Annotated in this window: 14 protein-coding genes; 4 read left to right on the top strand and 10 right to left on the bottom strand. The window is 67.6% G+C overall.

Annotated elements, in window-relative coordinates; all coding sequences use genetic code 11:
* Positions 1 to 11 precede the first annotated feature (11 nt).
* The 3 genes from gyrA to RN743_RS01660 are packed head-to-tail and all read left to right on the top strand — an operon-like array spanning position 12 to position 5,095.
* Positions 12 to 2,540, top strand: a complete 2,529-nt coding sequence (gene gyrA / locus RN743_RS01670) for a DNA gyrase subunit A (RefSeq protein WP_310775586.1) — start codon at positions 12 to 14, stop codon at positions 2,538 to 2,540.
* 9 nt (positions 2,541 to 2,549) lie between these two features.
* Positions 2,550 to 3,365, top strand: coding sequence for a hypothetical protein (locus RN743_RS01665; protein WP_310775584.1), 816 nt, complete (start codon positions 2,550 to 2,552; stop codon positions 3,363 to 3,365).
* Complete coding sequence (locus RN743_RS01660) at positions 3,362 to 5,095, top strand: Nramp family divalent metal transporter (RefSeq protein WP_310775582.1); 1,734 nt, start codon at positions 3,362 to 3,364, stop codon at positions 5,093 to 5,095. The genes RN743_RS01665 and RN743_RS01660 overlap by 4 nt, the downstream gene beginning before the upstream one ends.
* A 31-nt stretch (positions 5,096 to 5,126) precedes the next feature.
* Here the strand turns inward: RN743_RS01660 and thyX are convergent, their stop codons facing one another.
* The 7 genes from thyX to recF form a co-directional block, all read right to left on the bottom strand.
* Positions 5,127 to 6,110 (bottom strand): FAD-dependent thymidylate synthase, encoded by a 984-nt coding sequence (gene thyX, locus RN743_RS01655; RefSeq protein ID WP_310775580.1) that lies wholly within the window; start codon positions 6,108 to 6,110, stop codon positions 5,127 to 5,129.
* A gap of 43 nt (positions 6,111 to 6,153) precedes the next feature.
* Positions 6,154 to 7,641: a glycerol kinase GlpK gene (gene glpK, locus RN743_RS01650; protein ID WP_310775577.1), complete on the bottom strand. Its 1,488-nt coding sequence runs from the start codon at positions 7,639 to 7,641 to the stop codon at positions 6,154 to 6,156.
* A complete protein-coding gene (locus RN743_RS01645) occupies positions 7,638 to 8,609 on the bottom strand; it encodes a hypothetical protein (RefSeq protein WP_310775575.1) in 972 nt (323 codons plus the stop codon). Before RN743_RS01645 ends, glpK begins: the two co-directional genes overlap by 4 nt.
* A 191-nt stretch (positions 8,610 to 8,800) precedes the next feature.
* The gene (locus RN743_RS01640; RefSeq protein ID WP_310775572.1) at positions 8,801 to 9,121 is read right to left on the bottom strand and encodes a hypothetical protein; all 321 of its coding nucleotides are present in this window, start codon (positions 9,119 to 9,121) and stop codon (positions 8,801 to 8,803) included.
* A gap of 128 nt (positions 9,122 to 9,249) precedes the next feature.
* A complete protein-coding gene (gene gyrB, locus RN743_RS01635; RefSeq protein WP_310775571.1) occupies positions 9,250 to 11,211 on the bottom strand; it encodes a DNA topoisomerase (ATP-hydrolyzing) subunit B in 1,962 nt (653 codons plus the stop codon).
* Positions 11,211 to 11,621, bottom strand: a complete 411-nt coding sequence (locus RN743_RS01630; RefSeq protein WP_310775569.1) for a DUF721 domain-containing protein — start codon at positions 11,619 to 11,621, stop codon at positions 11,211 to 11,213. The genes gyrB and RN743_RS01630 overlap by 1 nt, the downstream gene beginning before the upstream one ends.
* Positions 11,618 to 12,721, bottom strand: coding sequence for a DNA replication and repair protein RecF (gene recF / locus RN743_RS01625; RefSeq protein WP_310775567.1), 1,104 nt, complete (start codon positions 12,719 to 12,721; stop codon positions 11,618 to 11,620). The genes RN743_RS01630 and recF overlap by 4 nt, the downstream gene beginning before the upstream one ends.
* A gap of 193 nt (positions 12,722 to 12,914) precedes the next feature.
* On the opposite strand from recF, the gene RN743_RS01620 reads away from it, so the two are divergent.
* Entirely contained in the window at positions 12,915 to 13,778 is an 864-nt protein-coding gene (locus RN743_RS01620) for a phosphatase PAP2 family protein (protein WP_310775565.1), read from the top strand.
* A 58-nt stretch (positions 13,779 to 13,836) separates the two neighbouring features.
* Here the strand turns inward: RN743_RS01620 and RN743_RS01615 are convergent, their stop codons facing one another.
* The 3 genes from RN743_RS01615 to RN743_RS01605 all read right to left on the bottom strand — a co-directional run bounded on the left by RN743_RS01615 (position 13,837) and on the right by RN743_RS01605 (position 16,468).
* Complete coding sequence (locus tag RN743_RS01615) at positions 13,837 to 14,304, bottom strand: hypothetical protein (RefSeq protein ID WP_310775564.1); 468 nt, start codon at positions 14,302 to 14,304, stop codon at positions 13,837 to 13,839.
* A 43-nt stretch (positions 14,305 to 14,347) separates the two neighbouring features.
* On the bottom strand, positions 14,348 to 15,466 hold the full coding sequence (locus RN743_RS01610) for an XRE family transcriptional regulator (RefSeq protein ID WP_310775620.1): 1,119 nt from the start codon (positions 15,464 to 15,466) through the stop codon (positions 14,348 to 14,350).
* Positions 15,467 to 15,580: 114 nt separating this feature from the next.
* Positions 15,581 to 16,468 carry a 3-hydroxybutyryl-CoA dehydrogenase gene (locus RN743_RS01605; protein ID WP_310775562.1) on the bottom strand — a complete coding sequence of 296 codons (888 nt, stop codon included), beginning with the start codon at positions 16,466 to 16,468 and terminating at the stop codon, positions 15,581 to 15,583.
* Positions 16,469 to 16,514: the final 46 nt, after the last annotated feature.

The following is a 16,514-nucleotide window of genomic DNA, read 5'->3' as shown; positions in this document are numbered from 1 at the left end:
GAGGCACGGCAGTGACGCAAGGCACCCTGCAGCACGAACGCATCGAACCCCGCGCGCTCGAACAGGAAATGCGCGAGTCGTTCATCGACTACTCGATGAGCGTCATCGTGCAGCGCGCGCTTCCCGATGCCCGCGACGGCCTGAAGCCGGTGCATCGCCGAATCCTGTACGCAATGCTGGAGGAGGGGATGCGCCCCTCGCGGCCGCACAAGAAGAGCGCGACCGTCGTGGGCGACGTGCTGGGCCGGTATCACCCGCACGGGGATGGCGCGGTGTACGACACCATCGTCCGCATGGTCCAGGACTTCTCCCTGCGCTATCCGCTCATCGACGGCCAAGGCAACTTCGGGTCGATCGACGGAGATTCCGCCGCCGCCTACCGCTACACGGAAGTGCGGATGACGCCGGTCGCGATGGATCTCCTCGCGGACATCGAGCGCGACACCGTCGACATGCGGCCCAACTTCGACGGGCGCCTCAGCGAGCCGGTGGTGCTGCCCTGCCGGCTGCCGCACCTCCTGCTGAACGGCAGCGACGGGATCGCGGTCGGCATGGCGACGAAGATCCCGCCGCACAACGCCGGGGAACTCCTCGCCGCGGTCGACCACCTCGTCGCGAACCCGCATTGCGACAGTGAAGAGCTGCTCGCCCGCCTGCCCGGGCCGGATTTCCCGACGGGCGGTTACATCCAGGGCCGGGCCGGCATCGAGTCCGCCTACCGGACCGGGCGCGGACGACTCGACATGCGCGCCAGGGTCCACCTCGAGGAGGGCAGGTTCGGGAAGAGTTCGCTGATCGTCACGGAACTCCCTTACCAGGTGAACAAGACGCGCGTCATCGGGCAGATCACGAAGCTCGTGCGCGCCGGGCGGACCGATGCGATCACCGACCTGCGCGACGAGTCCGACCGCGACGGGATCCGGCTCGTGATCGAACTCAAGCGCGACGCGAAGCCGAAGAAGGTGCTCGCGACCCTGTTCAAGAAGACGCAGCTCCGGTACACGTTCGGCGTGATCATGCTCGCTCTCGTCGATGGCAAACCGGAGGAGCTGGATCTGAGGAGAGTCCTCGGCACGTGGATCGACCATCGCCTCTCCGTGATCCGCCGCGGCGCCGCGCACGACCTCGCCCGGGCCGGGGACCGCGCACACGTCGTCGAGGGATTGCGGACGGCGCTCGACGAGATCGATCGCGTCATCGACATCATCCGCGGCTCGGAGACTCCGGCGGCCGCGCGGACGGGACTCCTCGCGGCGTTCGACCTCACGGAGCGCCAGGCGGACGCGATCCTCGCCATGCGGCTCGTGCGGCTCACGGGCCTGGAGCGGGACAAGCTGGCGGAGGAACTGAGCGCGCTGCGGGAGGAGATCGCGCGCCTCACCGCCCTGGTGGAGGATGAGGCGGCTCGGCGGGCATTCCTGCGGGAGGAGATCCGGGAACTCGCGCGACGCTACGACGACCCCAGGCGAACGGAGATCCTCGAAGACGACGCGGAGATCCGGCTTTCCAAGGGTGGCGGCGGCGAGGCGCAGCTGGTGCTCGTGAGCCGCGGCGGCTATGTGAAGGCGCAGCCCGCCGCGACCGGCGGGGGGATGGCGGGCGCCGAAGCGCTGTCCGCCCGCGAAGGCGATTTCGCGCGCCACGCGTTCCTGGCGCGGGGGACGCACACGCTCCTCGCGGTCACGGCCCGCGGCAACGCCCATGCGCTACCCGTGTCGGCGCTGCCGAGGGGCACGCGGAGCTCCCGGGGCCGCCACCTCGAAGAGTTCATCGAGCTGGACTTGGGAGACGAGATCGTCGCGCTGCTCGCGGCCGAGACGTTCGCCGATGACCGATTCCTCGTGGTGGCTACGAGACGGGGTCACGTGAAGCGCTCGGCGCTGTCGGAGTACGCGAACGCCCGCAGCGCGGGCATCATCGGAGCCGGGATCGCGCGCGGCGACGAGGTCGCGGCCGCGTTCGTCACCGAAGGGGGCAGTGACCTCCTGTTCGCGACGCGATCCGGTCAGGCCATCCGCTTCCCCGAGTCCGCAATCCGCGCGATGGGCCGTACGGCCCGCGGGGTGAAAGCCATCGACCTCGCGGCGGGCGACGTGGTGGTCGCCGCGGCGGCTCCGCGCGCCGACTCCGACCTGCTCGTGGCGACCGCCGCCGGCTACGGGAAGCGCATCCCGTTCACCGAATTCAAGGTCCAGGGTCGAGCGGGCAAGGGCTTCGCGATCCTCCCCGAGCGGGCGCGCACCGGCGGTCTCGTCGGATTCATCGAGGCGCACGACGCGGACGAGGTGGCCTGGGAATTGTCCGATGGGTCCGTAGAGGCGACCTTGGCGGCCAGCGTGATCCGCCGCTCGCCCCGGGAGGCTGGGCGCCCGGCCGTGCGGCTGCCCGCCGGCGTTGCGGTGGAGGCGGTGCACCCGATGCACTCGGGACGCCGCGCGCGCTCCGGATCTCGTTCCCGCGGCGAAACCGGCGACCAGGCCTTCCGGGAAACGCCCTCGGCGGATGAGGATTCGCAGGCCGAGTTGGAGTTCGAAGCATAAGGAGGGTCCATGCTGAGACTCTGTACGATGTTGGCGGCGTCCGCGCTCGTCGCGTGCGGCGGCGGGGCGCCGGACGACGGTGGCGGGGCCGCGACGGCCGCCGCGGCGCCGGACGAGACCGCGGCCGTGCACGCCGCGCGGCTGGCCGAGAGTCTCGGTGGACGGGAGGCGTGGGATCGAACGCGATACCTGTCGTTCCGCTGGATCGTGGAACGCGACGGCGAGATCGTGGCGAACCGTGAGCATTCGTGGGACCGGTACGACGGACGGTATCGCGTCGCCTATGCGGTGGACGGGACGCCCCATCTGCTGCTCTTCAACGTGAACGAGGTCGAGCCGCACCCCGAGCTCGACAAGGTCCCGGCCGGACGCGCATGGGTCGGGGGGGAGGAACTGGCCGGCGCGGCGCGGGACTCCGCGCTCCGGCGCGGCTATGGCGCCTTCATCAACGACACGTACTGGGCGATCATGCCGTTCAAGTGGGACGACCCGGGCGTTCATCTCGCCTACGAGGGGACGCGTACGCTCTCCGACGGCGAAGCGTACGAGGTGGTCCACCTCAGCTTCGACCAGGGCCTGGGTACCACCGAAGACCAGTACTGGGGTTTCCTCGACGAGTCGGGGCGCATGATGGCGTGGCAATACCACCTGGGGCGGGCGGAAGCTCCCGGAGAGGTCATCTGGTGGTCCGACTGGCAGCCGGTCGGCGACATCCGGTTCGCCATGACGCGGCTCCTCGATGGGGGCGGCCGTTTCATCTACTTCGAGGATGTGGCCGCGGGTGAGACGGTGCCCGACGGACGCTTCGATCCTCCGACGCCTTGAGCGAGCAAGGACCCGGCTCGACGGCGCCGGACTCGATCTCCGCGAGCACCGAGGAGGGACAGCAATACCGCGGCGGCGTGTACCAGCCGCTCGACGAGAGCACGCTGCCCGACGCGCCGGACACCGAGGCCTTTCCCGACCGCGGTCACGGACCGCCGTTCAAGTTCGTCCGCCGCATGTCCCGCGTGCCCCGCCTCAGGCACATCATCGGCCCATCCGTCATCGCGCTCGGCATGGGTCTGGGAAGCGGCGAGTTTCTCCTCTGGCCCAACCTCGTGGCGGCCAACGGGTTCTCGATCTGGTGGCTGTTCTGGATCGGCGTCGTGACCCAGTTCGTCGTCATCGGCGAGATCGAACGCTGGACCATCGCCACCGGCGAGTCGACGTTCGCCGGCATGGCGCGGCTCGACCGGCTCGGGTTCTGGCCCTGGCTCTTCCTGGTGGCGACGCTGGCCAGCTTCTTCTGGCCCGGGTGGGCGTCGCAGTCCGCCGAATTCGTGGGTCAGATCGTCGTCCTCGCCGGGGGGCCGCAGATCCAGTGGCAACCGATGGCGCTGCTCATGCTCGCCTGCATCTGGTTCGGGCTCGCGGTTTCCCGAATCGTATACAACGTCCTGGAGCGCTGTGAGATCGCCCTGGTGGCGGGGTTCTTCCCCCTCCTTGCGATCACGCTCCTCGTGGTCGGTTTCGTTCCCTCCCACTTCCTCGAACTCGCGGTCGGCGCCGTCTCCTTCGGAAGCGCCCCCGCCGAACTGTTCACCGGGGATCAGTTTCCGACGCTGATCCTCGCGGTCGCGTATGCCGGCACCGGGGGTACCCTGCTCCTCGCACAATCGCTCTGGCTGCGCGACAAGGGCTTCGGGATGGCGCGCTTCCAGGGACGGATCGCCGGCATCCGGGGACGCAATGAGGACATCAGCACGACGGGTTTCGTCTTCGACACGAACGACCCGACCCAACTCGGGCGTTTCCGAGGCTGGATGCGGGTCGTCCACCAGGAACTGCTCGTCACCTTCGTTGCCCTGACACTCCTGAGCGTCGTCATCACCTGCATGCTCGTCGCGGCGACGCTGGGGACGGACAGCCCGGAGATCGCGGGCGATCTGACCACCATGGTGACGCTGCAGGGCGAGGCGATCGAACGGGTCGGCGGGCTATGGCTCCGGGTCGCGTTCCTGCTCGGGGGATCGTTCGTCATCTTTTCGACCCAGCTTGCGATCCTCGACACCGTCACACGCATCACGGGCTGCATCTTCTTCGAGCGCTTCGGGTACAGGACCCGCTTCTTCACCCAGAAGCGCACGTTTCTCGTGTTTCTGACGATCTTCGTTCTGGCGGCGATGGGGATCATTGCCGCGTCGTGGATCGGCGGGGAGGCGCTGGATGTGCTGCAGCCCGATTTCCTCCTCCTCATCGCCGGCCCGTTCACGATGTCCAGCATGTTCCTGTTCACACTCGTCATCGGCTACATGAACGTGCGCCGGTTGCCGGCCGAGTTGGGGCCTCCGACCTGGAAGCGGTGGAGTCTGCTGTGGGCCGCGATCCTGTGGGGATGGTTCACGGCCGAACAGCTGTCGCGAACGACGATGCTGGTCGCCGGGGTAGCGCCGCAGTTCCAGGAATCGCTGGCGCTCCACCCGATCCGGATCGTGTTCTACGCGCTGTGGCTGGGGTCGCTGGTGTGGTTCGCCGCACGCACTCTTCCGGGAAAGGCTACGCGCGCGGCGTGACCGGGGAGGACGGAACGCCGCCGCCTGTCCGTCAGGCGGTGGGCTCCGGCACCGCCTCCGCCATCTTGCCGGACATCTCCTCCGCGCTCTTCATCTGCGAGAGGTCGAGCGTGAAGTCGGGGCGTTCCACGGGAGACAGCTTGTCCAGCAGCTCGCGGATCTCCCGGGGCGCCAGACCGGCCTCCCGGAGATTCTCCTTCGTCGCGACGCCGTCGGCGTGAATCGATTCCGACTCGGCGTCCGGCCGCAGCAGGCTACGGAGCACCCCGAGTTCCCCGGCACTGAGCCGCGCCCCCAGCACCTCGTAGTCGACCCAGGCCTCGTAGCTGAGCGGCGCGACCCGCTGTAGCATGCCAGCCATCACCCGCCCGTACTCCTGGATTTCCCACTGGGCATGCGAGTCCACGCGCAGCCGGAGGAAGTGGAGGAGGTTGTGCAGGTCGATCTTCCAGTACCACTGCGTATAAGTGGAGAGAGGGAGGTCGATCCGCGCGAGTTCCCGGGCGACATCTTCGGACAGCAGCCAGTCGTAGGCATGGGCCGCGTTGTTCCGCAGTCTCTCCCACTGGTCGATCGCGCTGCGGTAGAGGTCGCCCGGGGCGGGATCCGCCTCCCGGCCCTGATTGTTGAGGCGGCTCTGATAGGCGAACTGCTCGTGGTCCGGCTTGTAGAACAGCAGCGGCAGGAGGCTGTAGCGGGCGCTGAGTTCGTTGACGGAAGCCGTGCGGTGTCGGATCCACTGTCGCGCCACGAACATCGGCATGGAACAGTGGAACTTGAGCTCGACCATCTCGCTCGGCGTCGTGTGCGCGTGGCGCCGCAGATACCGCACGAGACCGCGCGTCTGGCTGACGCGGCGCGTGCCGGCCCCGTAGCTGACGCGGGCCGCCGCCTCCACGTCGGCATCCGAGCCCATGTAGTCGACGAGCGCGACGAACCCGTGGTCGAGGACGGGGAAATACCCGCCGAGAATCTCCTCGGCCGCGGGGACCGTCGGCCTCCTGGTCGTCTCCATGAGCTACCCGTGCCGCTACAGGGGGGTGTTCTCGGGCAGAATATCAGTTCGTGAGCACGCGGGCGACCGCGCGCCGCCACCCGGAATAGAGCGTTTCGCGCTTCTCGGCGTCCATGGTGGGCTGCCACGCGCGGTCGTGGCGCCACAGTGCCGCGGCTTCCCGCAGATCCGCGAACACGCCGGCACCGAGGCCACCCAGCATCGCCGCCCCCAGCGCGGTGGTCTCGGTCACGACCGGACGCCCGATCTCGAGGTCGAGGATGTCGGCGAGAAACTGCATCGCCCAGTCGTTGCGCGTGAACCCGCCGTCCACGCGCAACGTCGCGGGGCGCGGCGCCCCATCGGCCTGCATCGCGTCGATCAGTTCGCGTGACTGGTAGGCGACAGCCTCCAGCGCCGCCCGGGCGATCTCGGCCCGCCCCGTGTCCCGCGTCATTCCCAGCAGTGCCGCGCGGGCGTCCGGATCCCAATGGATGCCGCCCAGCCCGACGAAGGCGGGGACCAGTACGACCCCTCCGGTCGAATCCACGGCACGGGCGAGGGCCTCCGTCTCGGCGGCGTCGGAGATGATCCCCAACCCATCTCGCAACCACTGAACCGAGGCGCCGGCGGCGAAGATGCTGCCCTCGAGCGCGTACGTGCGCTCCCCGTCGAGCTGCCAGGCCACCGTCGTGAGCAGGCCGTGCTGCGAGGCGAGTCGGTCGGCGCCCGTGTTCTGCAGCGCAAACGCGCCCGTCCCGTAGGTGAACTTCATCCCGCCCGGGTCGAACGCCGCCTGCCCGAACGTCGCCGCCTGCTGGTCGCCGGCCACGCCCCGCAACGGGATCGCGCGGCCGAAGAGATCGGCGGCTGTTTCCCCGAAATCGCCGGCCGAATCGCGCACCTCGGGCAACACGGAGGCGGGCACGCGCAGCAGTTCGAGCAGTGCCGGGTGCCACCGACCCTCGTCGATGTCGTAGAGCAGGGTCCGGGACGCGTTCGACGCATCCGTCGCGTGCACGCGCCCATCGGTCAGACACCAGAGCAGCCAGGCGTCGATCGTCCCGAAGGCGAGATCCCCGGTCTCGGCAGCTTCCCGCGCGCCGGACACGTTGTCGAGGATCCACGCCAGCTTCGTGCCGGAGAAGTACGGGTCGAGCCGCAGACCGGTGCGGCGCTCGATCAGACCCTCGTGCCCTGCCGCGCGGAGCTCGGCACACTCTCTGGCCGTCCGCCGGTCCTGCCACACGATCGCCGGGTAAATCGGCCTGCCGCTCGCGCGTTCCCAGACCACGGTCGTCTCGCGCTGGTTCGTGATGCCGATCGCCGCCACGCGGTGCCCGAGCGTCTCGGCGGCCTCGATGACCTCCCGCGTCACCTCGACCGCGTCGTCTCGAATGCGCTCCGGATCATGTTCGACCCGGCCGGGCAGCGGATAGCTCTGGGGCAACTCACGCTGAGCGCCAGCCACCGCGGTCCCCTCGAGATCGAACGCGATGGCACGCGTGGAGGTCGTCCCCTGATCGATCGCGACGACAACGGGGGCCGTCATGGGTCCTGGGCAACAAGCTGGACCGGCGCGGCTTCAAGGCTCACAGTCCGCAGGGGGTTCAGCACCGCCCGGTCCAGTCCGTCGAGATAGACGCCGGCCCCGCGCGCCCATTCCCAATCGCGGTCGGCGGGGAAGACCAGGGGGATCGCCTCGAGACGCTCCCGGTCCAGAACGAGACCCTTCGTAATCAGACCGTTTGCGTTCACCCATGACGTTCGGGCAACCAGGCGACCATCGTCGAGGGGCGAAAGTGCCGACACCATCGGTGAACCGAGAACCCGATCACGTCCGCCGAGTGCTTCGACCGTTTCCTCATTTCGTTTCAGTTCACGGGCCCGCATTTCCCTGGGCACGAAGACGACGCTCACGAGGCCGCCGTCGGGGCGATAGCTCACGAGCGCAAGCTGGTCCCCGTCGAGGACATGAATGAGGCCATCGGGCGTCACCGCGACCAGGTCCACGGGCAACTGGAATGCGCCTTCGTAGTCGACGACCAACTCGGGTGGAATCGGTCCGAAAGCCGTATACCCCTGCTCCGCAACCCGCGCCAGGTAATGGTCGGGGAACGCATCGCCGGCGACGAGCAGCCCGAGTTCCGGATGGGCGGCGATGTCGTTGGCGTTGCCGGTGGTCCGCTGGCTGGCGACGAAATCACCCTCCAGGGTCAGGTACGCGACCCGCGCGTTTCCCCCGTCGAGGACCAGGACCTGATCATCCGCCCGGATCAGGCGCCTTGGAAATCTGTATTCTCCCGGCCCCTCCCCCTCCGCACCCAGGATCCGCACCGGATCGAGGTTCCGGTCGAGGACCACGATACGCGGATCGAGGCCGTCGGCGACGAAGTAGCCCGCCGGTGTGGCAAGTACGTCAACGATCGAACCGAAGCTCACCCGTTCGTCCAGTTGATCGAGGCGGGCGTCGGATGGCCCGATCTCGTAGGCCTGGCTGACGCCCTCGCTGAAATACAACCGTCCATCGTCGCCGGCCTCCGCGGCGCCTCCGCAGCCCAAAGCACCGAGCGCGCCCGCAAGGCCCAGCGCGACGGTGCGCGAGAAGATTCCCGGCCACCGAGCGGAACTCGGTGGCCGGGAACGGTTTGCAGTCGAAACGTCAGCCTGTGCGGGACGCGACCTCGAACCGCCGATTCCCCGGATGCGGCTCACTGGAAGGACCACTCCGTGTAGTCGTCGCACCGGACGTAGGTCGTTGAGCGGTCATCCATGTTGTACGCGCCCACGTTGAACGTCGCGGTGATCCCGACGCTAAGGCCGAAGGCGGCGCCGAGAGAGATCGTCACGCTCTGAGAGCCGATCAGCGTTCCGCTCGCCGGATTGTTCGGGCCGCCCGAGATGTACTCGGCGCACTCGCTCTGCGCCGCGACCTCGGCCGGCTGCGCCAGCGAGATCGCCAGCGCGCCCGCGAAAGCCCACGCCACCGCGAGCGGCCACGCCGTTCTCCTGCCTCTCCTCATCCTCATCATCTTCCACCTCCCCTGAATGATCCCGGAGGGCGACGCCCTGCCGCCCTCTCTGATACAAGGATCGAGGCGGGCATCAACGGGCTATCAACCCGCGTGCCCCGGCGACGAACGGTGGTTCGGGAGGAGGTTCAGACGTCGAGATTGCGTACGTAGCGGGCGTTCCGCTCGATGAAGTCGCGGCGCGGCCCGACGTTCTCGCCCATGAGGGTGTCGAATAGCTGGTCCGCTTTGACGGCATCGTCAATGTTCACCTGGAGCAGCGTGCGCTTCTCCGGGTTCATCGTGGTCTGCCACAACTGGTCGGCATTCATCTCGCCCAGGCCCTTGTACCGCTGCAGCGAGGCGTTCCCCCTGCCGTTGTCGAGTCTCGCCTGCGCGGCGACGCGCTCCGACTCGTCGTAGCAGTAGAACTCCGTCTTCCCCTTCCACACTCGGTACAGCGGAGGCTGTGCGATGTAGATGTATCCTTCCTTGATGAGTTCCTTCATCTGCCGGAAGAAGAAGGTCAGGAGCAGCGTCCGGATATGGGCGCCATCCACATCGGCGTCCGTCATGATCACGACCTTTCGATACCGGGCCTGCGACAGATCGAACTCGTCTCCGATCCCGGTCCCGATGGCCGTGATCATGGCGCGGATCTCCTCGTTGGAGAGGATCCGGTCGATCCGCGCCTTCTCCACGTTGAGGATCTTGCCGCGCAGGGGAAGGATGGCCTGGAAGTTGCGGTCGCGCCCCATCTTCGCGCTCCCGCCCGCGCTGTCTCCCTCCACGAGGTAGAGTTCGGCCCACTCCGGGTCCCGGGTCGAGCAGTCCGCCAGCTTCCCCGGCAGGATGCCGGTCTCGAGCGCCGACTTCTTGCGCGTCAGGTCCCGGGCCTTTCGCGCCGCCTCCCGCGCCCGGGAGGCCTGGACCGCCTTGTCGATGATCTGTCGAGAAGGACCGGGGTTCTCCTCCAGCCACGTCCCCAGCCGGTCGTTGACGAGGCTCTCGACGATCCCGCGCACCTCGCTGTTCCCCAGCTTCGTCTTGGTCTGCCCCTCGAACTGCGGCTCCATGACCTTGACGGAGAGCACGGCGACGAGTCCTTCGCGCACATCGTCGCCGCTCAGGGTGGGATCGGCCTTCTTGAGGATGTTGTTCCGCTGCGCGTAGTTGTTGATGGTCCGCGTGAGGGCGCCCTTGAAGCCGGAAAGGTGCGTCCCGCCTTCGTGCGTGTTGATGTTGTTCACGAAGGTGAACGTGTTCTCGCTGTAGGCGTCCGTGTACTGCATCGCGAGTTCGAACTCCGTGTCGTCCTGTGCGCCCGAGACGGAGATCACGTCCGCGTGAAGCGGCGTCTTGTTCCCCAGGAGATATTCGACGAACTGCGCGATTCCCCCCTCGAAGTGGAAGTCGCGGCGCAGATCCTCCTGCCGCTCATCGATGATCGAGATCCGCACGCCCCGGTTCAGGTAGGCGAGTTCCCGGAGGCGGTTCGCGAGCGTCTCGAAGCTGTATTCGAGCGGGTCCCCGAGCCCCTTGAAGACCTCGGGGTCGGGCCGGAAGGTGACCGTGGTTCCGGTCTCCTTCGTCTTCCGCCCCTTCCTGAGCTTCCCCTGGCTGACGCCGCGCTCGTAGCGCTGCATCCACTCGTGGCCGTCGCGACGCACCTCGACCCGCAGCCACTCGGAGAGCGCGTTCACGACGGAAACGCCTACGCCATGCAGCCCGCCCGACACCTTGTAGCTCGACTTGTCGAACTTCCCGCCCGCGTGGAGCGTCGTGAGGGCGAGTTCGACCCCCGGCACCTTCTCGGTCGGATGAAGGTCCACCGGGATGCCGCGCCCGTCGTCCACGACCCGGATCGACTGGTCCGTCCCGATCGTGACTTCGATCCCGGAGCAGTGTCCCGCCATCGCCTCGTCGATCGAGTTGTCCACGACTTCGTAGACGAGGTGGTGCAACCCCCGCCCGGAGGTGGACCCGATGTACATGCCCGGGCGCTTCCGCACGGCCTCCAGTCCCTTGAGGACATGAATCTGCCGCGCGGTGTAGTCCGAGTTGTCGTTGTTATCCTTCACGGGCTCTCCGCCCGCCGCAGACTTCGCCATCAACCCCTCCCCTTCTCGGTTCGGCCGGGGCGCGCCGCGGCCGGCGACGACTCCCCGGACTGCACGAACACGATCCGTTCGATCCGGCCGCGGGCGCGATCCCTGTTCAGGCGGCCCAGCAGCCTTCGCCTCATCATGTTCAGTTCCGTCATCCAGGCCGCACCGGCCACTTCGATGAACAACGTCCCGCCCCTGATCCCGCCAACTCTCGTGACGCGCGCAATGTGCGGACCCACGACCCGCTCCCACCGCGCCGCCGTGGCGCTGCGCTCCACCCGCTCGCGGATTCCCAGGCGATCGAGCAGCTCCGCCAGCACGCCCCCGACGGGCTCAGGATGCCGCGCCTCCCCTCTCGCGTCCCCGCGCCGTGCCTTCCCGCCCCGCATCGCCCCATAGGCCGCGCCGTTCATGCGATGAGCCGGCCGTTGCGCAGGCGCCAGCGCGCCAGCCTCCCACCCATCAGCCCCACGTCACCAGACTTGGGCGCGGTGAGAATCACCTGTCCGTCCCGCTCGGACTCGAAGAGGCGAAACAGCCGGTCGGAACGTCCCTCGTCGAGTTCCGCAAACACGTCGTCGAGCAGGTACAGGGGCTCGCGGCCGAGCCGCTCCCTGAGCCGGTCCGCTTCGAGCAGGCGCAGGGCGAGCGCGGCCGTACGCTGCTGTCCGCTCGACCCGTAGCTCCGGAGGTCGCGGGGGCCCTCCGGCGCCTCGACCTCGAACCGGATCTCGTCGCGGTGCGGGCCCACCACCGTCATGCCCTGGCGACGCTCACGTTCCCCGGTCCTCTCCAGCGCGTGTCGAAAGCGGTCCTCCCACGAGACCGCGCCCTTCGCATCCTCCGTTCCGCCGTCCGAAGCGATCGAAGCCGAATACCGAAGCCCCGCCCTGTCTCCTCCCGAGATCCGCGCGTAGAAACCGGCGTATCGCTCCGCCCCCTCCGACACCCACGTCGCCCGCCTTTCCGTGAGGACTCCACCCGCCTCGATCAACCCTTCCGTCCACGCTTCGATCTCGTCGTTCGAGCCGCCGCGCCGAAGCGCCTCGTTCCGTTGCGACAGCAGACTCCGGTAGCGCTGCAGCGCCGGAAGATAGCCCGGTACGCCCACCGAGAGCGCAACGTCGAGGAAGCGACGCCGCAGCGTTGGCCCCCCGCGCACGATCTCGGCGTCGTCGAGGCGAAACGCCGCGACCCCCACCGAACCGATCCCGGCCGAAACCCGCTCCACCTCGAGCGCGTCGACCTCGACCTTCTTGATCCGTTGCGACCGGTCGTAGGCGGCCGCCACGGACATCCCCCCCTCGACCTCACCCTCCACCCGGAACACCGTCTGTCCGAACCGCACCAGCTCGCGGTCCTTCACGCCTCGAAAGGACCGAAAAACCTCGAGGTAGCAGATCGCCTCGAGGAGGTTCGTCTTGCCCGATCCGTTGGGCCCGATGATCGCGACGCCGGCCTCCGGGAACTCGCATTCGAGTCGTTCGAAGTTGCGGTAGTCGCGAAGGATCAAGCGCCTGAGGAAAGGCGCGGAGGACGCCTCGGGCTGGCGGATAGACGGTGCCTCCGGTGTCTTCGTCACAGGCTCGAAAAATACGGCGAAAAGCCTTATGCCGCAAGGAAATTTGCCCGTTGGAGGCCTCGTCGGGAACACCTCCGCGAGCGGTTGCCCGACGCCTGCGGGGGCGGCAGCTTCGAAGGCGTTCATGACATCCATCGGACGTTGCGGCGCCAGCCGCCGGATCACGCGCACGGGAGGTCCCCGAGCGGGCCTCGCCATCCTCGGGGTTGCGTGGCTCTTGCTAACCCTGCCACTGGCTGCGCAGGACCCCGCATCGGCACGAAACCCGAACCTCGCAGTCCCGGAGCCGGCGGATGGGGAGGCGGGCCAGACCTGGAGGCGCGTCGCCCTCGCGGCTGGCGTGCTCGGCGGCGCCTTCCTCCTCGACGAGCACGTCCGCGGCCTGGCGCTGGACCACCAGGGACCGTTGGGACGCGACTTGGCCGAGGCCGGCCACACGTACGGCGACTGGGAGCGGACCGCGCCCCTGCTGGCCGGGGGCGGAGTTCTGCTCGGGGTCGCGTTGGACGGGGAACGGGGCCTCCGGCGGGCGACTTCGGCCTTCTTCGGGGTCTTCGCCGGCTCGATGTCGAACACCGTCCTCAACTGGACGCTGGGACGAAGCCGCCCGAGAGATGAGCGGGGCGTCCTCCACTTCGATCCCTTCCGCGGCAACGCCTCCCTGGGGTCCGGCCACACGGCCTACGCCTTCGCCATCGCCGCCGCGGTCGACGAGGTGACCGACGGCGGGTGGGCCATCCCCTTCTACGTGGCCGCGGCGGGGACGGGACTCGCCCGAATCTACGGAGACCGCCACTGGCTGTCCGACGTGGTCGTCGGCGGCTTCATCGGCTGGTGGGTGGGCGGCCTGGCGACGGCCGCCGCCGAGAACTGGCTCGGCGTCGAACCCTCGTCGGCCTCCCTCGGACCGTCTCCACCCGCCCCCGTCCGGATCCGGCCCCTGCTTGCCGGGAACGCACTAGGCCTTCAGGTCCAGTTCCAGCAGTAGCCGCAAGGCGCCTTCGGGCTGGCCGAGGGCGCCGTTCTGAACCGTCCTTGAAACCGCCTTAGGGGCCAGCCTCCAGGAGCAGCGACGTCCTCCAGATCTCCAATTGCCTCTCGGTGTATTGGCGCTTGAACGGACGGCACGGCCGTACTCCGAGGCTCGTCGCGAGAGCTTGGAGCGATACGACCCTATCGAGCCAGCCCAATGCGTGAGCGGCACCTACAGCCGCCCTGTCACAGCTACATAGGGCGAAGTCGTCGCTGAGCGTACAGGCCAACGCCAACAGGTCTCGCTCACCGGGGTCCAGGCGATACGCATCGGGGTACTGCAGACGAAACGTGATGTCAGCTGCAACCGGAAGCGGCCTCACGATGGCGCGTGCGATATCCCTTTCCCGTACTTGGACGTATCCGTGCATGGAGGGATCACCGCGCTGCAGCTCTTCCCCACACTCTTCAACCGTGACGATCTCCCGGCTCCCAGTGATGGCGTTCCAGCACGCGGTGTCGACCGCCTCGATGACGATCATGGTGTCCACAAGTACGATGACGTTCGGCGCGAGACCTATCGCTTCACGCCTCGAAGTACGTCTCGTGACCATGACCTCGGATAAGGGAAACGAGATCCGGTAACGAGAGATCGAGCAGGGAAGCCGCCCGCTTAACGGAAAGGCGACCGGTATCGAGGGCTAAGGCAACCCGATCGATGAACGGTTTGCTGAATGCCGGCACTTCGGGAGGGGGGTCGGTTGAGTGTCCGTTGGCCGCGAGGCGCCGGTCGTCGATCTCCGCGAGATCGGACCTTGTGAGCACTTCGAGGTTGCGGAGACGCCACTTGCAGGCCGTTCCGGAGACGCGGAAATCGGCAGCGATCTCCTTGATCCGCTGGTGAATGTCGGTTGCCTCCGACTGCCGCTCCCACTTCTGGCACAGAATCTGTCCAGGCATGAGGACTGCGGCGGCGAAGTTCTCCGCAAGCCGCTCGACGCGCCATCCCTTCCCGGTTCTTGGCACCTCCACGTCTTCGGCCCGCTCGGGTGGCATGGCGTCCCACGTGAGCAGATGAAAAAGCTCGTGCGCCAAGTCGAAGTTCCGACGTCGCTCGGGATCCCTGCGATTAGCGAACACGCAATTCAGCCCAGGTGTCCTTGATGCGGCGCCGGAAATGCCGGGAGGCATATCGACATCGAGCACCAGGATTGAGGCGCGGCTCTCCATGGCCGACCGCAGCTTCGCCGCGGGGCACGAACCCAGTTGCCAGCGGTCGGCTACCGACTCCCCGGCGGCCTGGGCGTCCTCGAAGGATGATCGGGCCGTCAAGGCCAGCTTGGACTCCAGCCACCGCGGCTCTATACCCTGCTCCAGGGAGAGCTCACGGTACATGGCAATCCAGCGTCCCGCGCGATCTTCGAAGTCGTCGAGCACCGGGCCGCCAACGTCGGTGCTCGTCCTGAACGAGAACTGACCCTCGCCCACGAGTCGGAACGGGTCGGTGAAGTAGTCGAGATCGACGCCCAGCACGTCCATGGCGCTGACCAATTCCCTGGCGCTCAGAGATCGTTTCCCGGATTCGATGCTGGCGATGGTCTGGCGATGCCGGAGGCCCAGAGCACCGGCCAGTTCCTCTTGCGTCAGGCAAGCTCGTTCTCGGGCCGCCTTAAGGCGGCGTCCAACGCGAGAATCGGATGTCATCGTCATCGATGCAAGCTAATCTTGCATTACACGATTTGCAATAACGCACGCTATGGAGACCGTAGGTGGACCCGGGAGACGTCGCGCCGTCTCCCGGTCCGTTTGGGGCACGCGCTACAGCACGAAGCTGGACACGACGGGTTCGTCGCCGCTGTAGTCGTAGAAGCCCTTCCCCGTCTTCCGGCCGTGGTAGCCGGCCAGGTACATGCGGCGCAGGAGGGGGGGAGAGGCGAAGCGCGCCTCCTTGTACTCGTCGTACATGATCCCCGTGATGTGGTACAACGTGTCGAGTCCCACGAAATCGCCCAGCGTGAAGGGACCCATCGGGTATCCGCAGCCCAGACGCAGTCCCTTGTCGATGTCGGGGATCGACGCGACCCCGGCCTCGTACGCGCGGATCGCGTCGAGCATGTAGGGAACGAGGAGCCGGTTCACCACGAAACCGGTGTTGTCGCCGCAGGCGATCGGGCTCTTCCCGAGCGATCCGGCGAACGCGAAGGCGGCCTCGAACGTCGCTTCCGCCGTCTGCCCGCAGCGGACGACCTCCACCAGCGGCATGACCGGCACGGGGCTGAAGAAATGGAGACCGACGAAGCGTTCCGGGCGATCCGTCTCCGCGGCGAGTTCGGTGATGGACAGGCTCGACGTGTTGGAGGCGAAGATCGTCTCCGCCGCGCACAGTCCGCCGAGTTCGTCGAAAAGCGCGTGTTTCGCGCCGAGGTTCTCGGTGATCGCCTCGATGACGAGGTCGCACGCCGCCAGGTCCGCCAGTTCAAGCGTCGGGTGAAGACGGGCCATCGTCGCGTCCCGGTCCGTCGCACCGAGCTTCTCCTTCTGAACGGCACGGTCGAGGTTCTTCCCGATCCCGGCCATCCCCCGATCCAGGAACCCCTGCTCCACCTCCCGCACGAGCGTCTCATAGCCGGCCGCCGCGCTGACCTGCGCGATCCCGCTCCCCATCAGTCCCGCTCCGACCACCCCGACCTTCCGGATCTCAGTCAATGTCCACTCCTTCTATGTTCGTTGGTGTGATTGTTTTTGGTGCAAT

The organism is Candidatus Palauibacter scopulicola (assembly GCF_947581915.1).
In the GTDB taxonomy this organism is placed as follows: domain Bacteria; phylum Gemmatimonadota; class Gemmatimonadetes; order Palauibacterales; family Palauibacteraceae; genus Palauibacter; species Palauibacter scopulicola.
Note: the sequence above shows the minus strand (reverse complement) of the source record. Positions and strands in the feature narration are given on the sequence as shown.

Excerpts from the sequence above, each read along its gene's own strand:
- RN743_RS01665 (WP_310775584.1), top strand. The coding sequence starts at position 2,550 with ATGCTGAGACTCTGTACGATGTTGGCGGCGTCCGCGCTCGTCGCGTGC.
- thyX (WP_310775580.1), bottom strand. The coding sequence starts at position 6,110 with ATGGAGACGACCAGGAGGCCGACGGTCCCCGCGGCCGAGGAGATTCTC.
- glpK (WP_310775577.1), bottom strand. The coding sequence starts at position 7,641 with ATGACGGCCCCCGTTGTCGTCGCGATCGATCAGGGGACGACCTCCACG.
- RN743_RS01640 (WP_310775572.1), bottom strand. The coding sequence starts at position 9,121 with ATGATGAGGATGAGGAGAGGCAGGAGAACGGCGTGGCCGCTCGCGGTG.
- gyrB (WP_310775571.1), bottom strand. The coding sequence starts at position 11,211 with ATGGCGAAGTCTGCGGCGGGCGGAGAGCCCGTGAAGGATAACAACGAC.
- RN743_RS01630 (WP_310775569.1), bottom strand. The coding sequence starts at position 11,621 with ATGAACGGCGCGGCCTATGGGGCGATGCGGGGCGGGAAGGCACGGCGC.
- RN743_RS01620 (WP_310775565.1), top strand. The coding sequence starts at position 12,915 with ATGACATCCATCGGACGTTGCGGCGCCAGCCGCCGGATCACGCGCACG.
- RN743_RS01615 (WP_310775564.1), bottom strand. The coding sequence starts at position 14,304 with ATGATCGTCATCGAGGCGGTCGACACCGCGTGCTGGAACGCCATCACT.
- RN743_RS01610 (WP_310775620.1), bottom strand. The coding sequence starts at position 15,466 with ATGACATCCGATTCTCGCGTTGGACGCCGCCTTAAGGCGGCCCGAGAA.